This is a genomic window from Undibacterium sp. Di24W (assembly GCF_049340325.1).
GTDB lineage: Bacteria > Pseudomonadota > Gammaproteobacteria > Burkholderiales > Burkholderiaceae_D > Undibacterium.
Genome location: NZ_JBMPOP010000007.1, coordinates 122,519 through 142,697, shown reverse-complemented (window position 1 = coordinate 142,697; position 20,179 = coordinate 122,519). Strand labels below are relative to the sequence as shown.

Annotated in this window: 15 protein-coding genes and 1 riboswitch; of the genes, 10 read left to right on the top strand and 5 right to left on the bottom strand. The window is 45.5% G+C overall.

The features are described from left to right. The first annotated feature begins 9 nt into the window (after positions 1–9). Positions 10–1,482, top strand: a complete 1,473-nt coding sequence (gene thrC, locus ACO0KZ_RS15765; protein ID WP_422996896.1) for a threonine synthase — start codon at positions 10–12, stop codon at positions 1,480–1,482. A 91-nt stretch (positions 1,483–1,573) separates the two neighbouring features. Here the strand turns inward: thrC and ACO0KZ_RS15760 are convergent, their stop codons facing one another. After that, complete coding sequence (locus tag ACO0KZ_RS15760) at positions 1,574–3,952, bottom strand: ATP-binding protein (protein WP_422996894.1); 2,379 nt, start codon at positions 3,950–3,952, stop codon at positions 1,574–1,576. A gap of 631 nt (positions 3,953–4,583) precedes the next feature. Between ACO0KZ_RS15760 and ACO0KZ_RS15755 the strand changes: the two genes are divergently transcribed. From ACO0KZ_RS15755 to ACO0KZ_RS15720, 8 genes are all read left to right on the top strand, one after another. Further along, positions 4,584–4,757, top strand: coding sequence for a hypothetical protein (locus ACO0KZ_RS15755; protein ID WP_422996892.1), 174 nt, complete (start codon positions 4,584–4,586; stop codon positions 4,755–4,757). 169 nt (positions 4,758–4,926) lie between these two features. Further along, entirely contained in the window at positions 4,927–5,280 is a 354-nt protein-coding gene (locus tag ACO0KZ_RS15750) for a PilZ domain-containing protein (protein WP_422996890.1), read from the top strand. Between the two features lie 143 nt (positions 5,281–5,423). Then, positions 5,424–5,643: riboswitch (cobalamin riboswitch) on the top strand. A gap of 271 nt (positions 5,644–5,914) precedes the next feature. Then, positions 5,915–7,777, top strand: a complete 1,863-nt coding sequence (locus ACO0KZ_RS15745; RefSeq protein ID WP_422996888.1) for a TonB-dependent receptor domain-containing protein — start codon at positions 5,915–5,917, stop codon at positions 7,775–7,777. A gap of 94 nt (positions 7,778–7,871) precedes the next feature. Further along, on the top strand, positions 7,872–8,891 hold the full coding sequence (locus ACO0KZ_RS15740) for a FecCD family ABC transporter permease (protein WP_422996886.1): 1,020 nt from the start codon (positions 7,872–7,874) through the stop codon (positions 8,889–8,891). Beyond that, the gene (locus ACO0KZ_RS15735; RefSeq protein WP_422996884.1) at positions 8,891–9,673 is read left to right on the top strand and encodes an ABC transporter ATP-binding protein; all 783 of its coding nucleotides are present in this window, start codon (positions 8,891–8,893) and stop codon (positions 9,671–9,673) included. Before ACO0KZ_RS15740 ends, ACO0KZ_RS15735 begins: the two co-directional genes overlap by 1 nt. Before the next feature lie 47 nt (positions 9,674–9,720). Beyond that, positions 9,721–11,040: a cobyrinate a,c-diamide synthase gene (locus ACO0KZ_RS15730; RefSeq protein WP_422996882.1), complete on the top strand. Its 1,320-nt coding sequence runs from the start codon at positions 9,721–9,723 to the stop codon at positions 11,038–11,040. Positions 11,041–11,064: 24 nt separating this feature from the next. Beyond that, positions 11,065–12,510, top strand: coding sequence for a cobyric acid synthase (locus tag ACO0KZ_RS15725; protein ID WP_422996880.1), 1,446 nt, complete (start codon positions 11,065–11,067; stop codon positions 12,508–12,510). Positions 12,511–12,801: 291 nt separating this feature from the next. Then, on the top strand, positions 12,802–15,036 hold the full coding sequence (locus tag ACO0KZ_RS15720; protein WP_422996878.1) for a TonB-dependent receptor plug domain-containing protein: 2,235 nt from the start codon (positions 12,802–12,804) through the stop codon (positions 15,034–15,036). Positions 15,037–15,186: 150 nt separating this feature from the next. Here ACO0KZ_RS15720 and ACO0KZ_RS15715 read toward each other — a convergent pair whose 3' ends face one another. Next, entirely contained in the window at positions 15,187–15,678 is a 492-nt protein-coding gene (locus tag ACO0KZ_RS15715) for a pilin (RefSeq protein WP_422996876.1), read from the bottom strand. Between the two features lie 221 nt (positions 15,679–15,899). On the opposite strand from ACO0KZ_RS15715, the gene ACO0KZ_RS15710 reads away from it, so the two are divergent. Further along, the gene (locus ACO0KZ_RS15710) at positions 15,900–17,024 is read left to right on the top strand and encodes a C1 family peptidase (RefSeq protein ID WP_422996875.1); all 1,125 of its coding nucleotides are present in this window, start codon (positions 15,900–15,902) and stop codon (positions 17,022–17,024) included. Positions 17,025–17,195: 171 nt separating this feature from the next. Here ACO0KZ_RS15710 and cydX read toward each other — a convergent pair whose 3' ends face one another. Genes cydX through ACO0KZ_RS15695 form a run of 3 tightly spaced genes read right to left on the bottom strand, consistent with a single transcriptional unit; the run spans position 17,196 to position 20,171 of the window. Continuing rightward, positions 17,196–17,354 (bottom strand): cytochrome bd-I oxidase subunit CydX, encoded by a 159-nt coding sequence (gene cydX, locus ACO0KZ_RS15705; RefSeq protein WP_422996874.1) that lies wholly within the window; start codon positions 17,352–17,354, stop codon positions 17,196–17,198. A 37-nt stretch (positions 17,355–17,391) separates the two neighbouring features. After that, positions 17,392–18,531, bottom strand: coding sequence for a cytochrome d ubiquinol oxidase subunit II (cydB, locus tag ACO0KZ_RS15700; protein WP_422996872.1), 1,140 nt, complete (start codon positions 18,529–18,531; stop codon positions 17,392–17,394). Between the two features lie 35 nt (positions 18,532–18,566). Beyond that, a complete protein-coding gene (locus ACO0KZ_RS15695) occupies positions 18,567–20,171 on the bottom strand; it encodes a cytochrome ubiquinol oxidase subunit I (protein WP_422996870.1) in 1,605 nt (534 codons plus the stop codon). Positions 20,172–20,179: the final 8 nt, after the last annotated feature.

Here is a 20,179-nt window from a genome sequence, read left to right as displayed (position 1 = left end):
TTCTCAATCATGCATTACCTGTCTACCCGTGGTTACGCAGCATCCTCTGATTCTTCCATTCAATTTTCTGAAATTTTACTAGGTGGTTTAGCGCCCGATGGTGGTTTGTATTTGCCTAAAACCTACCCACAAGTAACGCCAGCGGAATTGAATGCATGGCGTTCTTTAAGTTATGCCGATTTAGCGTTTGAAGTTTTACGCAAATTTGCGACGGATATTCCAGAAGCGGATCTAAAAGCGATTACCGCTAAAACTTACACGGCGGATGTTTATAAAAACGCGCGTAGCGATGAGTCGGCTCAGGCGATTACACCTTTGCGTACTTTAGAAGAGAAGAATAGCAAGAAGTTGGTTTTACAGGCCTTGTCGAATGGCCCGACGTTGGCATTTAAAGATATGGCGATGCAATTGCTGGGTAATTTGTTTGAGTATGCATTGGCGAAAAATAGTGCGGAATTAAATATTTTTGGTGCAACGTCTGGTGACACAGGTAGTGCTGCTGAATATGCGATGCGTGGCAAAAAAGGAATTCGTGTCTTTATGTTGTCTCCGCATAAAAAAATGAGCGCATTTCAAACGGCGCAAATGTTTAGCCTGCAAGATCCGAATATTTTCAATATTGCGGTAGAAGGCGTATTTGATGATTGTCAAGACATGGTAAAAGCCGTGTCGAATGATCTGGAATTTAAGAATCGTCAAAAGATTGGTACTGTTAATTCAATCAATTGGGCACGCGTGGTAGCACAGGTGGTTTATTATTTCCGTGGTTATCTGGCAGCGACCAGTAGCAATGATGAAAAGGTCTCTTTCACTGTGCCGTCCGGTAATTTTGGCAATATCTGTGCTGGTCATATCGCACGTATGATGGGGTTGCCGATTGCACAGTTGGTGGTGGCGACGAATGAAAATGATGTGCTCGATGAATTTTTCCGAACTGGCGTTTATCGTGTTCGCAAATCAGCTGAGACCTACCACACCACCAGTCCATCGATGGATATTTCTAAAGCGTCAAATTTTGAACGTTTCATCTGTGATTTGTTAGATGGCGATACTGCGCGCGTCAAATTGCTGTTTAAAAAGGTGGAAACTGAAGGCGGTTTTGATCTGTCCGGTGCGCCAGGTAGTGATGGTAATGAGTTTAAAAAGATCTCACAATTCGGTTTCGCTTCCGGTAAATCAGTCCATGCAGATCGTTTGCAAACGATACGTCAAGTTGAGAAACAATACGGTATTACGGTCGATACGCACACTGCCGACGGCATCAAAGTTGCGCTCGAACATTGGCAAGAAAATGTCACCATGATCGTTCTGGAAACTGCCTTACCTGCAAAATTCAATGAAACTATTCAAGAGGCACTGGGACGAGATGCTGAGCGTCCAGCAGGTTTTGAAAACATTGAGACCTTGGCGCAACGTTTTGAAGTCATGAGCACGAATGTGGAGACAATGAAAGCCTATATTGTCAAACACACGGGTTTGTAAAGTCTCTCTTAATATCGATTTTTAAAGAAGCTACTGCGAAAAGGCACTTCAGAATGTTTTTTGAAGTGCCTTTTGTTTTTTAGGTCTATTGCTATTCTGGGTTTTCAGTCGGATCACTTGCTGTGCTTTCGGCTTCAGATGACAAAGGCATCGTGAAATAAAATAGTGACCCTGCACCTTCGGTTGATTCGAATCCTATTTCTCCATTCATATGCTCTACCATTTCTTTACAAATGAATAGCCCTAATCCAGTGCCACCTTTGCGCCGCGTGCTGCTACTATCGACTTGCGAAAACTTCTTAAATAAACGAGATTGAAATTCCTTAGGAACGCCTTCTCCAAAATCTTGTACGGAGATTTTTACGTGGCTCATTGATTGATCTAAATGAATCTCGATTTTACTTTTTGCGCGAGAGTATTTGGCAGCATTGGAAAGTAAATTCGATAAAATTTGTTGGAGACGCATAGCATCGGTCATTACTGTACATTCAGTCAATTCATCTATGACGACGATCTCGACCTGATGCTGTTTGGCGAAGCTAAGATTGCTTTCCACGGCTTGTTCTATCAAAGGCATAATCGGTAGGGCTTCAATCTTGAAAGACATTTTTCCGGCGACTAGTTTGTCCATATCGAGTATGTCATTAATAATCAGCGCTAACTGCTGACTATTCTGTAGCGCAATGCGTATCATTCTTCCCAGTGAGTCTGGAAGTGCCCCAAACACACCGCCTTCTATCAACTTTAAGGAGCCAATAATCGAGGTAAGCGGCGTCCTTAGCTCATGACTGACAATAGAGACGAATTCACTTTGCATTTGCTCTAAACGTTTACGTTCATTGATATCACGTATGACGATAATCAGTTCTATCTCACCTTTTTGTTCCGTCGCAGAGATACGAAACTCTATTGCGACATTATTGCCTTCTTGGTCGAGGATACTGCTTTCTCGTATCATGCAAGGTAGTTGACTAGCGCCATAGTCTTTGACATCGTGTACAAATTCTTCAATCTCTTTTGCGATGCTTTGTCCGCCCAACAGATGAAAGAAGTTGGTGTTGCGGAAAATATGTCCGTTTTGTTTCCAAATGGCGATTGCCGCTGGATTGATAGAACGCAGTGTGCCATCTAGTGTGGTGCTCACGATGCCTTCTGCGACGTTGTCCAATATTGTTTGCGTATATTCTGCGCTGGCCTGTAATTTTTTCTCTGCCGCGATACGACGACTAATGTCGATTACCTGAAAGATCCAATAAGTTTTTTCTGGTCGTTCATGTGCGACGTGCGCAAGGCTGATCAGACACGTAACGTGGTGGCCCGCTGAATGGCGTAAGGCAAGTTCAAACTGTAGGCTATCTTCGCCTTGCTCCACCCAACGTTTGTGTAAAAGATCAATGGCCAAATTCTCAGCCAATTGAATCACAGGAATTTTCAATAAGGTGTATTCGTCATAGCCTAAAATATCGCACAGCATAGGGTTTATACTGATCCAGTGACCTTCATCATTGATCAATGCCATACCTTGTGGTGCGGTATTGAAAGCACTCAAGAAACGCTGTTGGCTCTCGTTCAAAGCAAAGTAGGTCTTGGCTTGCCGACGATAAGCTGCAAAAGTGCGCGCCAATAAAAAGCTTAAGAGTGCGGCAAATAGCCAGCCTATGGCCCGTTGCGCCGAACTAAAAACAGGAAATGCATTGTCCTCCTGAATTCTGGTATGTAGTTCAATATGACGTCCCGGGATATTGACGCTTAGAGCAGCCGTGGGCTGACGCCCGAGGTCTTGCTTGCCATAGATAGCGGTGCCCGATTCAACTCGGTCGAGATCAAAAATGGCAAAATCAAGTCTTAATTCATTTGCTCTTTGTTTCGCGAGTCGGAACACCAATTCGGCATCAAGAATTGTGGTGACCAGACCCCAATAGTCATTGTTATCTAAAAATACCGGCACACGATAGGCCAGCGCTAAACCACCTTGTTTAAGTTGGAAGGGGCCGACTAAAGCAGGGCGTTGACTGATGATGATTTGTTCGATGGCGGGCCATTGTTCTGGCATGTCAGGGAAATAAATGCCTATGGCTGATTCATTTCCTTGTAGCGGTACGATAGTCTGAATACGATTATTTGGGGCCAACGTGATATTACGGATGCTACGTTCTTGCACTTGGAGTCTGCTTAACCAAGGGACAATATCGCTGTTTTGATAGTGACCATTTTTTGTTTGAATGAAGGAGACTAAACCTGATGCGAGGTGGATCGTGGCGTTCAATTCCGATTCTATGATGGCGCGAATTTCACCTGATGCACTGATTAATTGTAATTGATGAACGCTGGTCTGACGACGTTGTTCTTCAAATAGGATCAGTTCAGTGGCAATACCAGTGCCGATGAATACGATCAGAGGCAACATCCGTCCGAGTAAGCGTCGTCCAAAAAAATCGTGTTCAAAAAAGCGAGATGTGGCATTAGGCATGGTGTAACGCTCTGGGAAATTTATTCGATTCAATCATACTCGGCTTGTTTTGTCCCGCATGCGTCTATTTTTCTTGATGATTATTGAATGAAATGTTGTATCGGTGCTTGCTTTTTCTGAATTAGTACTTAGGCTTGCTTGAGATGTCAGTGTACCTGCCAATGCATTGTGTTTTTTAATATGGGAAACCTGTGCGCTGTGATTTTCCAATCATCATTTTGTCGAGCTAAACCGTCTTTTTTGCAGTTTGTCTTAACGCAGTATAGGTACTCTATACCAGTTCGGCTTTGGCAATGGGAAGCGCGAGTTTGTTGAGCTTTCTGTTGGCGCTGATCGGGTTTTATTTTTTACGTGGACGTATCGTTGAAGATATTCGTAGTGGTATTGGACATGTCATAACGGCGACGCCAGTCAGAAATGGCCTATTCCCATTGAGTTGCTGGCTTGGTGCTCTTGTCTATATGTTGCTATTAATTATGCCCGATGATTCTCTTCGCTGTTGGTGCTGCTATTTTGTTTGAAAATACGCCGTATCTAATGGGAAAAAATGGCGATGTTAATCGTGCTGTTGTCAGTATCAGTGTGGCCGCTAATTTTTTAGGGAAAACCTCTAATACTTCAAAAACTTTTTATGTCTTTATACTTATTCACGCTTTATCTCGCGACTCAAGCGACAACGGTCCCGATGTTAGACCTACTTGGCTTTAACTGTGTAGCGAGTTTGAGTAGTATCTCTTTGCAATTCGAGATGGCTTTCATAGCTGGTGTGGCAGGTTTGATTTATGGTCGGTGGAAAACTTACTAGCAATTGACGAAACCAATTTGTTGGTTTTGGCTTTAATAAGTGCATGTAAATGGGGAAAACGTGGCAAAGTATCGTAAAATGTGGCATTAATTTTAATACTATGAAAGCGTCAAGATAAGTATCAATTCTCTTCTTGAAACACTGATATTTACTTGGATGCTAATTTGCTATGTTTGAACTTCGTAAGGCTCCTAGAATTAATGTGACTTGGCGTGGCGCTGTTAAATTTGATCACGCAAAACTTGTCCCTATACGTATTATTAATATTAGCAATAATGGTCTTTTGCTTCTATGCCCTAAGGCACTATTGGCTGATTGTGAATATCAGCTAATATTAGAAGTACCAAATATTGATAACCTACCTAATGCGATGCACCAAGTTAACTGCACGGTGATACAAACACATAGTGTGTTGAGCGGTGAGCATTTCCGTGTCGGTGTGAAGTTCGTGAACATCGCTAGTATTCATCGCGATTTAATTAATGCTTGGGTATCGCTAGTGAGCAAGTTTGATCCTAAATAGCTTGAACTATAAACAAAACTGTCTCGTCATTAAATCATTGTTCAGAGCTTGGCCTTATGAATAAACGTGCCTGATTAAACTCATTGCATAGAGTTAATTTGCGGCGGCGATATGCTTTTTCTTGTTCCTTGGTCTGATAGACGTTAAAATGCCGGAGTTTTGGTGCTCGCGGACATAATCATGTCGGCGGTTAAACGGGAAACATGATGCTTTTGCATACGTGTGCTGCCCCCGCAACGGTGTACAAACGCCTGGTCTCAGTTTTGATCATTAACCATTCTTCATAACCACTGTGCTACTGCATGGGAAGGTGTAATGGTGAAGTTTGTCAGCCCGGATACCGGCCAAAATAAGTGAAGTATGGCGAACGGGGAAGTTCGGCTATGATTTTCTGACATTGGTTTTCTCAATTAAAGCAAATAGCCAACATAAAATCGCTTGAAAACAGCTTAACAATGGACTGCGTGTAGCTTCAGTTTATTGATTCAGTTTTTTTAAATCCGGTTTTCCGGTTTCATCATACTTTGTATTCAAGTAGCCAACGGGGACGTCGGTAGCTTGCGTTTAGCTGTGCACATTTTTCATGGGCGATTTTTTTGCGCCTTGCGGCCAGCTTAGCTTTTTGAATTCAATCATGATCCAACAATACAAACCTCTTATGCTCAGCATAGCTGTAGCTTCTTGCTTTTCTTCTGTAACCACTGTTGCTATCGCTGGCGACAATAATGAAACAAATGCTAGTGATGTTTTGATCACGGCAACGCGCCAAGTGCAGGCAGCCAAAGATGTGCTCGCAGACAATGTTGTCATTACCGCAGAACAAATTATGAAATCGGGTGCGACCAGCATCGTCGATTTACTGCAACAGCAACGTGGTATTGAAATCTCCCGTACCGGTGGTGCAGGCTCGGTGTCTTCTATTTTCATTCGCGGCGCCGCCAATGCACAAAGTGTGGTGTTCGTCGATGGTGTACGTATCGGTTCTTCAACGACGGGCGGCGCTACCTGGAGCAGCATTCCTCTAAGTCAGATCGAACGTATAGAAATCGTCTACGGTCCTTTATCAAGCCTGTATGGCGCGGATGCCATGGGTGGTGTAATTCAGTTGTTCACAAAAAAATCGGGTTCTAAAGCACACACCAGCTTAAGTGTTGGCGTGGGTAGTGAAGGTTTGCGTAAATGGGAAGCAGGTGTTTTTGGTTCCAACACCAATGATTTTCAATATGGTTTGAATGTCGCAAAAGAAAGTAGTGATGGCTTCTCTGCATCTAAACCAGGTGCAGGTAGCTTTACTTACAATCCTGATCGTGATGGCTACTCACAAAAAAGTTTCAACGGTAATTTGTCTTGGAAAGTCGCGCCTGATGTTAGCGTCGGCGTCAATTTTGTACAGAGTACCTTGGATGTAGATTTTGATGCTGGCTTAAATTACAGAGATCGGGGCCAGCAAAAGTTTGATAACGCGGTAAGCTTTATCAGGACTAAACCTACTAGTAACTGGAATTCTAGCTTACAGTTCGCCCGTACCAATGATCGTGTATTTAGCGATGCTTCCTACGGTAAGAGTCAGGCAGATACTAAGCAAACTGGCTGGACTTGGCAAAACGATGTCAGCTTCGGCAAAGACGTTTTGCAATTTGTGGTTGAAGATAGAAAAGAAGACGTAAGTACGACTACCAAAGGTCTTGGTGGCAAGCGCGACACCTTGTCGTACGCTTTGGCTTATGTGACGAGATATGACGCACATCAGGCCAGCATCAGTGCCCGTCTGGACGATAGCTCACAATATGGCAAACATGAAACTGGCAGTATCGCTTATGGTTATCATTTGAGTGATTTGCTGCGTGTAAATGCCAGCTACGGTACTAGTTTCCGTGCGCCGACTTTTAATGAACTGTATTACCCTGGTTTTGGAGTGTCGTCCAACAAGCCTGAAATTGGAAAAAATGCGGAGATCGGTTTGTACTACGACGATGCTGTGACGCAGATCAGCGCCGTGTACTACGATAATAAAATCACCGATTTGCTGGTCAACACAAACCCATGTCCGGTTGAAAAAACGACTCATTTGTATGGCTGCGCATTTAATGTGAACAAGGCGCGTTTGTCTGGTTTTACATTCGGTGCTTCAACCAAAATCGCGCAATTTAGTTTGCGCGCTACCGTCGATGTTCAAGATCCTAAAGATGAAACCACTGGCAAGCGTTTGGCGCGTCGTGCGAAACAGCATGCGAGTTTTGGTATCGATTATCGTTTGTCTGATTTGACTTTAGGTTTGGAAACGGTCTTGTCGGATGAGCGCTTTGACGACGCAGCGAATAAAAACCGTTTGCCTGGTTACGGCATTGTCAATCTTGTCGCAACTTATCAAGTAGCAGCAAATTGGTCGGTTTTGGGTCGTTGGAATAACATGGCTAACAAAGACTATGAGTTGGCTAGAAATTACCGCACGCCCGGCTCTAACTTCTATTTGGGTTTGAATTACGGCTTTAAATAAGATCGTTGTCCGTTTCTAAATGAACGCAAGGCATGATGCTGTGCCTGCGGTTTGTTTTTTGCGGTAATGAGACTTACCTAAACTAAGGACAACGATGGCAATTGCAAATGCTCAAAAGCGCGCAGTATCTCTGATCGTAGGGATGGGATTGCTGTCGTTGGCGAGTTTAATTTTTGCCTGCATGATTGGCTCAGTTGCTTTGTCTTTTGCTGAGCTAGGGCAGGCATTGCTTGATGTAGTTCAAGGACAAACCAGCACGCTCGCGAGTAGTGTGCTGGATCTACGCTTGTCGCGTGCTTTATCCGGTTTTGTGACGGGAGCAAGTCTGGCGCTCTCCGGCGTGTTGATGCAAGCTTTATTGCGTAATCCTTTGGCCGACCCTTATGTTCTGGGATTGTCCGGCGGCGCTTCTGTTGGCGCTTTGGCTACGATCTTGTTTTTCGGACTTGGAATCTGGGTCGATATTGCCGCTTTCGGTGGTGCGACTGCAGTAGCGCTCTTGCTATTTATATTGGCCTATCGCGATCTGCGCGGTTCCGGTAGTTCTGAAGGAAGCGCGCCCTTGCTTTTATTGACTGGGGTGATCGTCGCCGCCGGCTGCGGTGCCGTCGTCACTTTGCTTTTGTCTATCGCGCCAGATAGCAGTTTGCGTGGTATGGTGTTTTGGATGATAGGTGATCTGTCTAACACTCAACCGCGTTATTTGTCCTGGGTGATTTTGGTAGTGATTCTAGTTGTGGTGATGAAGCATGCGCGTTCGATTAATATCGCAGCGATGCATGCGGATAATGCTTCGACACTAGGCATTCATATTGGGCGTTTGCGTCAATTACTTTTTATCTCCGCGGCCTTATTGACTGCCAGTGCGGTCAGTGCCGCCGGTAGCATAGGCTTTGTGGGATTAATTATTCCGCATGCCTGTCGTTTTGCATTGGGACCTGATCATCGACTATTAGTGCCCGTTGCGAGTTTGGCAGGCGGCAGCTTTCTGGTCATTGCGGACACCTTAGCTCGTACTGTCGTTGCGCCACATCAATTGCCAGTCGGTGTTATCACAGCCTTGATTGGTGTGCCGGTGTTTTTGATGCAGTTGCATCAGTTGCGGAGGCGTTGATGATTGTGCGCAATGTGCTAAGTACCCATGCTTTAAGCTTAAAAGCAGGTGACAAAATCTTATTGGCGAATCTGAATTGGCAAGTCCTGGCAGGTGAGTGCTGGTGTGTGATTGGTCGCAATGGTGCTGGTAAAAGTAGTTTGCTGCGATGTATTGCCAATCTACGCGATAGCGATAGTGGATCAATACAACTAGACGGCAAAGATTTGCAAGCGTGGGGCATAGAGGAGCTGGCGCGCGAACGTTCGTTTTTATCGCAATCGCGTGTAGATGCTTTTGCTTACCGCGTAATAGAAACCGTATTGAGCGCACGCCATCCTTATCATGACACCCATTACTGGGAGTCAGTGCAAGATCAAGATATTGCTATGCAGGCTTTGCGTCTATTAGACGTGGAAGAGTTGGCGCAACGTGATGTGCGCAGTTTGTCTGGAGGAGAAAGGCAGCGTGTGGCAATCGCGGCGTTGTTGGCACAAGATGCTAGCTTGATGCTGTTAGATGAACCTGCGAATGCGCTAGATCTTAGCCATCAAGTTAGTGTGATGCGATTGCTAGCCGGCGAGTGTGTTGAAAAAAATAAGGCTGTCGTGATGGTTAGCCATGATTTGAATTTGTCATACGGCATTGCAACCCACGCCTTGTTAATGATGCCAGGTGGTGCGTATATTTCTGGTGTTAAAGAACAGGTTATGACAGCGCAGAATTTGAGTCTCTGTCTCGGTCACCCTATAGAAAGTTTTGTGCATGGTGATCAAACTTTGTATTTGCCGAGCGTGAAGTAAGCCAAAGTGACATAAAGAATAGATAGAAGAATTTATGAATAATTTTTATGGCAGATAACGCAGTCTCAACACCTATTTCAGCACCGATAGTGATGGTGTCAGCCATTGCCTCAGGTCAAGGTAAAACCACAGTGACCGCTGCATTGGCGCGACATCTGCTTAATCGAGGTAAGCGCGTCCGTGTCTTTAAAACCGGCGCTGATTTTATCGACCCTATGATCTTGGCACAGGCATGCGGCGCTCCTGTCTTGTCTTTAGATTTATGGCTATTGGGCTTGCCCGCTTGCCGTCGCTTGCTGGCACAAGCTGCTGCTGAATCCGATATCGTCTTGATAGAAGGCGTCATGGGTTTGTATGATGGCACACCATCTTCGGCCGATTTGGCAAACGCCTTTGGCGTACCTGTGATGGCGGTGGTGGATGCTTCTTCGATGGCACAAACCCTGGGTGCCGTGGTGATGGGCTTACGCGATTTTGGTCCAGTCAAGATGGCGGGCGTGATTGCTAATCGGGTTGCTTCGGACGGGCATTTGCAGATGATCAAGAGTGCCTTGGGTGATATTCCTTTATTGGCCAGTTTGCCGCGCCAAGAAAAAGTTTTACCTGAGCGACATCTCGGTTTGGTGTTGCCAAGTGAAGTCGCACATATCGATGACATATTGGACGAGTTGGCGGCTCAAGTGCTGTTACAGGATAATATTTGGACGCAATTACCGGTGAGCCGTTTCGCCGAAGAGGAAATGCAGGCGCTTGCCTTGCCACGCTTATTAGAGAACAAGGTGATCGCGATTGCGCGGGATGCTGCATTTGCGTTTTTGTATCCTGCAAATCTAACTTGTCTGCAAGAGATGGGTGGGCGTCTTGTGTATTTTTCTCCTTTGGCTAACGAGCCAATTCCTGATCAGGCTGATGCAGTATATCTGCCCGGTGGTTATCCTGAATTGCACGGAAAATGCTTAAGCGAGGCGCAGCAATGGATAGCCTCGATACAGGCTTTTCACGCTGCACAAAAACCAATTTATGCAGAATGTGGTGGTATGTTGAGCTTGGTTGAGATTCTTAGTGATAGTGCCGAGCAAACTTGGGCGATGGCGGGATTGTTGCCAGGTAAAATTACGATGCAAAAGCGTTTGGCCGCGCTGGGTATGCAGTCGATGAATTCGCCAGCGGGTGAGTTGCGTGGCCATACGTTTCATTACTCTAAACTTGAATCAGATCTCCCCGCAGCAGATTGGACTGTTCGTCAACGTAATCAAGAACGAGGTGAGGCAATCTATCGCAAAAATGGCTTACATGCTTCGTATTTTCATGCTTATTTCCCTTCCAATCCGGCTGCCAGCGCAGCTTTCTTTTTGCCACAGTATTAGTTCAATTAATCAAGCGATTTCCGTATGAAAATTCAAACCCTGATGGTGCAAGGTACGACTTCTGACGCTGGTAAAAGCACTGTAGTGGCAGCTTTGTGTCGATTGTTGCAGCGAGAAGCTCGTAAAGTGGTTCCAATGAAACCCCAGAACATGGCACTCAACAGCGCAGTCACCGAAGACGGTGGTGAAATAGGACGAGCACAAGCCTTGCAAGCTCAAGCTGCAGGTGTAGCGCCCCATACCGATATGAATCCGGTGTTGATCAAGCCCTCATCTGATACGGGGGCGCAGATCATCGTGCATGGCAAAGTCCGCGCAGATATGGATGCCCGCGATTATGATCAATACAAAACTGTCGCTATGTCGGCAGTATTGGAATCTTATGCCCGATTGCAAGCGCAATACGATGCCATTATTGTTGAAGGCGCGGGTAGCCCAGCCGAGGTGAATTTACGTGCGCGTGATATTGCGAATATGGGTTTCGCCGAAGCGGTCGATTGTCCAGTAATTTTGGTGGCGGATATAGATCGTGGCGGTGTATTCGCCCATTTTATTGGTACCTTGGCTTGCTTGTCTGAGTCGGAGCAAAACCGAATTATCGGCTTTGTCATTAATCGCTTCCGCGGCGATATCAGTTTGTTGGAGCCAGGCTTGGAATGGTTGGAGCAAAAAACGGGGAAGCCCGTGTTAGCAGTGCTGCCGTATTTACACGGACTGATGTTAGATGCGGAAGATGCGATACAACTTAAGCAAAACAGTACAGGAAAATTTCGTATCATCGTTCCAGCTATCCCTAGAATTGCAAACCACACCGACTTTGATGCATTGCGCGCGCATCCTGATGTTGATTTGCAGTTTATCGGCCCGGATCATCCGATTCCGCCTGCCGATCTGATCATTTTGCCGGGTAGTAAAAATACCCGTGACGATTTAGCGTTCTTAAAGCAACGCGGCTGGCAACAAGTATTAGAAAAACACTTACGCTATGGTGGCAAGGTCATTGGTATTTGTGGCGGCTATCAAATGCTGGGACAAATCGTCAGTGACCCGCACGGTGTTGAAGGTAAGTCGGGTGACTCAGTTGCCTTAGGATTACTTGATATTACGACCGAATTGACGAAGGAAAAGCGTCTTCAACAAGTGGCAGGTACTTGTGCCTTTGGTGATATGCCAGCAGCCAAAGTCAGTGGCTATGAAATCCATATGGGCGTCACTTACGCTAGTAGTGATACCTTGCCAGCGTTTATCGTTGATGGCGAGGAAGAGGGTACACGTTCCCCTGATAACTTAATTCTTGGTACTTACCTACATGGTTTATTTGACCATCCTGAAGCTTGCAAAGCCATATTGCAATGGGCGGGCTTGGAGAGTGAAATAACAGTCGATTTAAACGCCTTGCGCGAGCAGAGTATTGATCGCGTGGCGGACGCTTGCATTCCTTTATTGCAGGCTTTGAAGCAATTACCTTAGTCGCACTTAGCTAGATCATGTCTGCTAATAAGCTGATCGTATAAAACTGCGTTTTTCGGAACGAGGTATAATCCGCGCCGCGGTTATTCAATTCAAGCATGGTTAGTGTTTTCCTAAATGTAAAAAACGCATGAATAATGCGAGCTGTTGCCATTCTATGTTTCGGTATTAGCCGCTTTGTTGCAATCTCAATCGCTTTTGTATCAAAGTGTTTCCTTTACGGTATCACGCTGAACTTTCTTCTCGGGCGCCAAGTCGAAGCACCATCATTAATCATTTTTTGGTATTTATATGTCCCTAGCATCAACACAATTTCGTTTAGCTTCAATTCCTCTGGCGCTCATGTTGGCGTATGGTTCAAGTGCAATGGCGCAGCAAACGACAACAGAAGCAGAAACTAAACCAAAGCAAGCAGTACCAGCGCCTGTAAAAGCTACTACGCCAGCTGCGCCAGTCGCTGTGCAAAAAGTCGAGATCAGTGGTGCTAAAGGTTACGACGAGCGTCGTCAAGATACCGCTAGTAAAATCGTCGTCACGCAAGAAGATATTGTGCGTTATGGCGACACGAATATTGGCGACGTGTTAAAGCGTTTGCCTGGTGTCACGATAGGTGGTGTGCAAGGTCGTGGCGGTGCAATTCGTATGCGTGGTTTGGGCGCTGGTTACACACAAATTATGTTGAATGGTGAGCCTAGTCCTCCAGGTTTTTCTCTGGATTCTTTGTCACCTGATAATATCGAGCGTATCGAAGTGATACGCTCTGCCACCGCGGAATTGAGTACGCAATCAATTGCTGGCGCGATCAATATCGTTTTGAAAAAAGCGATCGTGACCGCACAGCGTGAATTGAAACTCGGCGGTAGCGAAGAAAATGGTCGATATGGTGGGAATGTCAGCCTGCAATTGTCAGACAAAATTGGAAAGATTTCTTATTCAATTTCCGGCAACTTGCTTCATGGCGATTTTCAGCGTCCTTCAGTCAGTGATGAAGTATTCACCAATAATAAAGGTGTCATTACCTTAGCGCGGCAAACCAAGACTGAAAGTAACGGTGCTTTTTCTTCCGTTGGTATCTCTCCGCGCGTCAATTGGATGTTAGAGAATGGCGATATATTGACATCGCAAAGTTTTTTGAACGCCAATCGTTTTAATAGTCGCAATCTGTCTGATACAACGACCTTAATAGGCGAACGCCCATTGTTTTTGACAGAAAATGCAAAAACTGTTTCTGACAGTACTTCATTACGTACCAATTTAACGTGGGCACACAAACTAGCCGATAGTGCCAAACTCGATGTCCGTTTTGGCGCTAACTATAATAAACGCGAAAGTGAAAATAACTCCAATGCGCAAGGTGTCTCGCAAACTTTGGCACGCTCGTACAATTCCGCCAGTACCGATAATGGTTTTACATACGGAGGTAAATACACTGCTCCGTTTGTCGAAAATCACGCTTTAGTAGCAGGTTGGGATGGTGGTTTTAGTAAACGCGGTGAGGACAATGTGCGCCGTGACGCGATAGTTGGAATCGGTCCGATCACTCCCTACAATACTAATGAAAATTTTGACGCCAAAGTAAATCGTGTGGCTTTGTTCGTACAAGATGAATGGAATTATTCTAAAGCTTTATCAATATATGCGGGCTTGCGTTGGGAAGGTATTGATACGACGAGTAAGGGTAATACCTATGCGGAAATTAATAATCGCTCTAGCGTCTTGAGCCCGATTTTGCAAACCTTGTATAAAATCCCGGGTAGTAAAAACGACCAGATTCGCTTCGGTTTGACGCGCACTTACAAAGCGCCGGACACTGGTAACTTGATACCACGTCGCTTTTTGTCTACGAACAATTCTGCGACCAGCCCTGACAACATGGGTAACCCAAATCTGAAGCCAGAATTGGCGTGGGGTATTGATACCGGATTTGAACACTATTTGTCGGATGGCGGCATTTTGAGTGTCAATTTCTTCTTGCGCCGTATTGACGACTTTACTCGTACCTCGATTGTGAATGATGGTCGCTGGGTTGCAATGCCAACCAATGATGGTTTGGCAAATACTCGTGGCGTTGAATTTGACGCGAAGTTCCCTTTACGTACACTGATCGATGACGCACCGGCAATCGATTTTCGCGCGAATTTAGCATTCAATTCATCGACAGTGAATTCGGTACCTGGCCCGAATAACCGCTTAGATGCGCAAACACCAGTTAGTGCAAACTTTGGTATGGATTACAAATTGGATGACGTGCCTTTGACTTTGGGCGGTAACCTTAGCTTCCAAAGCGCTGGCCCTGTGCGTATTTCTGTGAATCAAAGTAGCTACGGTATTCCAAAACGCGTGGTAGATGTCTATGCGTTGTGGAAGTTTGATGCTAAGACTAATTTGCGTGTCGCTTTGGGCAATGCTTTGCATCAGGATAATGTATCTTCCAGCACCTATACTGACGCGACGGGCTCTCTGGTTCGTACTAATAAAACCCCGACCAATGTGGCTGTGCGTGTTAATTTTGAATATAAGTTCTAAGCTTAATTACTATATAGTCGAAATTTGACTCAAGATAGGCTGCAAAAATGCCGCATACAGACTAAGTCTGTTCTGCGGCATTTTTTTATGTTTGGATACCTAAAGCGATTTGGCTAGATATTAATTGCTACCCGCGATGCGGTTGCGGGGTCACTTATTACTACGAGCACGGCACATAGGTGGCAGATATTGCTTCTCTAAAGTAGTGCGGTTTGAACCTTTTATTACCATCTTCTCTGGGGCTTCCGCTTCACCACATACCCACGTCACAGGTACAACAGGCGCATCTTCTATGACAGCTGGGCGCAGCGTCAAAATTTTGTCTTTTAGAGCGCCGTTGGCACGATTGCCAAAAGTGACGTGAATCGCTCCATTTTCTACCGCTACGCTTTTAACTAGGTTACTCACGATTTTATCGGGCACCGGAATTCCGGCTGCAGCATTATCGGCAGGCATAATCTGTTCGGTTTTCCACGCGATGGCTATAGGTGTCTTTGCCACATCAGTTAATGGCATGGTGGATTCAATTTGTTCCCGGACAATTTTGTATAAGTAAGAAGGAACTGCCATCGCCGCTAAGATCGCAATGATAGCGACAGCGACCATCGCTTCTAGTAAGGAAAATCCAAGAGCTTTTTTCATATTTTTTGACTCGGGGTAGGTGATGTTATCTCGGATTCTAGCAAGGAATCAATGCTTGCAACAGAATAGTTTCGGACAGCTGCTGATCTCGGTAATTGTGGGAGGCTAGGATAGGTTCTAGAGATTTTTGTCTATAGTGTTTTCTGTTGAGTGGACTAGCCGTCTGAGTGTGATGTCTTTATCATAGCGTTTTTCCACCTTTCACAATAAGAGTAAGAGACATGAAGAAAATGAAGACAGTTGCCTTGATAGGCGTATTGTGTATGACTTCAGTTGTGGCCTTGTCACAGCAAGCTGTGCCTGCAAACAATGCTTCTACGAATACCGCAAAGAAAACTTTTGCGATCGAAGTTGAGTCACAGCGTACTGTTGCGAAAGATCAGGCGAGAACCAATACCTGCTGGAATTTTGCAACAGCGTCCTTTATGGAAAGCGAGGTAGTGCGTTTAGGTGGTAAATTAATTGAATTGTCTGAAGTATTTGGCGTGCGTCACGCTTACCCACTCAAAGCGGATGCTTATTTGCGCGTGCAGGGAAAAGCGACGTTTTGGGAAGGTGGCAATAATCACGATGCCATGGAAATGTTGCGCCTCTATGGTGCTGTGCCTAAAGTTAATTTCACTGGCCTGAAAGAAGACGAGTCTCGCCTTGATCATGCTGAGTTGGCCTTGACTTCTAAAGCATTTCTGGATGCGGTAATTAAGGGGGGGCGCCCAAGTAAGTCCTGGCGCGCTGCGTTTAATGGAATCTTGGATGCTTATATTGGTAAGCCGCCTGAGAATTTTATTTTTGAAGGTAAGGTGTACACGCCACAGTCGTTTCGTGATCAGGTCTTAAAGTTGAAACCGGAAGATTATGTGGAAGTGACGAGTTTTAGTCATCATCCCTTTTATCAGCGTATGCGTTTAGAAATTCCCGACAACTGGTCACACGATAATCGCTATTTGAATGTGCCTTTGGCCGATATGGAACGCATTATGACGAATGCCTTGAACAAGGGCTTTAGTATCTCTTGGGGCGGCGATACCAGTGAAAAAGGTTTTAATGTGAAAGAAGGCTATGCCATGTTAGAAGATGATGCGAAAGAAGTGACTCAGGTATCACGTCAAGAAGCCTTTGATGACTGGCGCAGCACAGACGATCACAGCATGCATATCGTTGGTTTGAGCAAAGATGAAAAAGGTAATCAATTTTTCTTAACCAAAAATAGCTATGGTATTAGCAGCGGCCCTTTCGAAGGCCACCTGCACATGAGTAAAAATTACGTGAAAATGAAGACCATCTACTTCATGGTACATAAGGATGCAATTCCTGCAGATATTCGTAGTAAAGCTGGCATAAAGTAATCGCCGGCAGATACTGATCAGTTAAGCTCTGATCTCATTTTTCGTCATTCCCGCGAAGGCGGGAATCCAGCGGCGTCACTGTCGAAAGACACTAGATCCCTGCCTACGCAGGGATGACGTCACGATGTCGTGAGCTTAATTGAACCGCATTGCCATTCGTCGGGCTCTTTTTTATTGACGTTCTTCGTCCTGACGCGATAACTCAAATCGCTCTTGTGTCGCAGCCTCATCGCGCTCGCCAAATGCATAATTTGCCTCTAGCCACATGACATTAATAATGCCAAAAGCCAGCGCCAAACCTATACCTAATATCCAATTGAAATACCACATAGTGACTCCTTTTTTGTTATTCGCAAAGTGATCTAGATCAATAGGCCGAATGCTGATGATCTGCAATGTGCTGCTCATTAACCTTGCCGCGCATAATGCGGTAGATCCACGCGGTGTACATCACGATAATCGGCAAGAAAATCACCACTACCCAAAACATGATGCCTAAACTCTTATGACTGGCGACGACATCCCACGCAGTTAAACTGCTATTCGGATTGATGGAGGAGGGCATTACAAAGGGGAATATTGATAAGCCTGCCGTAAGAATAATCGCAGTGACGACTACACCACTGGCAAGAAACGCGCCTACAGCATGGCCACGTATCGTTAGAAAGACACTCGCCATTGCGGCGATAAATGCACTGGCGGGAACGCACCACAACCACGACCAGTGTGTGTAATTATCTAGCCATGCACCCGTGGCACGACTCACTGTTTTGGCGACTGGCATAAAAGCAGAATTAGTGTCTGGCATACTCACAATACGAAATCCTTCTACCTGCTTTGCAATCAGTACACCGCCGATCGCAAAACAAACCACGGTTACGCTAGCGGCAATGATTAGACTACTTCTTGCTCGTTGAGCTAAAGCGCCTTCTGTTTTTGTGATCAAGAATGCAGCGCCGTGCATACATAGCATAGCCAAGCTTAAAACACCGGCGAGTAGGCCAAATGGATTGAGTAATTCGATGAGGCCGCCTTCATAAGCAAGACGCATGTCGCCATCATAAAAGAACGGTACCCCGAGTAATAAATTACCAATAGCCACACCGAAAATAAGTGGTGGCACGAAACCGCCTATGAACAAGAGCCAATCCCAAGTCGAACGCCAACGAGTATCCGCGATCTTGCTACGGTAATCAAAACCGACAGGGCGAAAAAATAGCGAAAACAAGAGCAACATCAAGGCCACATAAAAACCTGAAAACGCGGCGGCGTACGCAAGTGGCCATGCAGCGAATAAGGCACCACCCGCAGCGATGAACCAGGTCTGATTACCTTCCCAGGTGGGGCCAATGCTATTGAGCATAATGCGTCTTTCTACGTCACTTTTTCCTATGATGGGTAGCAGCATGCCGACCCCAAAATCGAAGCCATCCATTAAAGCAAATCCGATCAACAAAACTGCAACAAAGCACCACCAAATAATTTTGAGCGTTTCATAGTCAAACATACGATGTCCTTTTTCTAGAATTTATTTTTTTGCGCTTATGTTTTAGCCGTAGGTTCATATTTGGGGTCAGCATTCTGCGCTAGCTCAAAATGATATCTACCCGTATGTAAAGCGCTAGGTCCAAGTCGTGCATACTTGAACATTAGATACAGTTCCACGATTAAGAGCAGCGTGTAGAAAATGACAAAGCCGCTTAGACTGAAATACAGATCATTGACGGTACGGGTTGAGGCGGAAAGATGTGTTGGTAATACACCCGCAATCGTCCACGGCTGTCTGCCGTACTCAGCGACCAACCAACCCGTTTCTATCGCCACCCAAGGTAAAGGAATACTAAATAAGGCCAACTTGAGCAGCCAGCGATGCTTGGCTAAACGACGTCGTATTAAGAAATAAAATGAAACGCTAAAAATGAACAAAAACAAGATACCTAAGCCCACCATCAGACGAAATCCTAAGAACAGCGGCGCGACTTTGGGGATGGAGTCATTTGCAGCTTTTGTGATTTGTTCTGGCGTGGCGTCTACAACGTTGTTCGTGTATTTTTTGAGCAGTAAGCCATAGCCCAAATCAGGTTTCAAAATTTTGAACTCGGCGCGTGCTTTTTCTAAAGCTTCCCCAGTGAGGGCGCCTGATTTTAGTTGAGTCAACTTGGCATAGGCTTGCATGCCGTTAATGATGCGCAGGCGATTCTCTTGTTTCAAATCTTTGATGCCTGTGACTTGCGTATCGGTAGAGCGGGTCGCAATGATGCCCATCAGGTAGGGAATTTTGATGGCATAGTCAGTGTGTTCCTTTTCGTCGTTTGGCAGTCCGATGACCGTGAAGGCCGCTGGTGCAGGTTCAGTATGCCATTCTGCTTCAATCGCCGCGAGCTTTATTTTATTCACCTCACCGGCGGTATAGCCAGACTCGTCACCCAATACAATCACTGACAAGGTCGAGGCCAAGCCAAATGCCGCAGCGATAGCAAATGAACGAATCGCAAATGCAGTGTCGCGCGCTTTGAGTAAGTAGTATGAAGAAACGCCTAATACAAATAGAGATGCCGCTACATAACCCGAAGCAACGGTATGAACAAATTTGACTTGCGCGACGGGATTGAAAATAACTTGCGTCATGCTCACCAGTTCCATGCGCATGGTTTCATAGTTGAATTCGGCACCGACAGGATTATTCATCCAGCCATTGGCGATCAATATCCAAAGCGCGGATAGGTTGGAGCCGAGCGCGACCAAAAAGGTGACGCCGAGGTGAGCTTGTTTAGACAGACGGTTCCAACCGAAGAACATCAGTCCAACGAAACTAGATTCCAAAAAGAAAGCCATCATGCCTTCGATTGCCAGCGGCGTGCCAAAGATGTCGCCCACATAGTGCGAGTAGTACGACCAATTGGTACCAAATTGAAACTCTAAGGTAATGCCCGTTGTGACACCCATGGCAAAATTAATGGCGAATAACTTGCCCCAAAATTTTGTCATATCGCGATAAATCTCGCGCCCTGTCATCACGTAGACCGACTCCATAATCACGAGTATCCACGACAGGCCTAGTGTCAGAGGTACAAATAAGAAGTGATACATGGCGGTAATCGCGAACTGCAGTCGTGATAGGTTGACGACTTCCTCTATCGGATTCATGGTTTTCC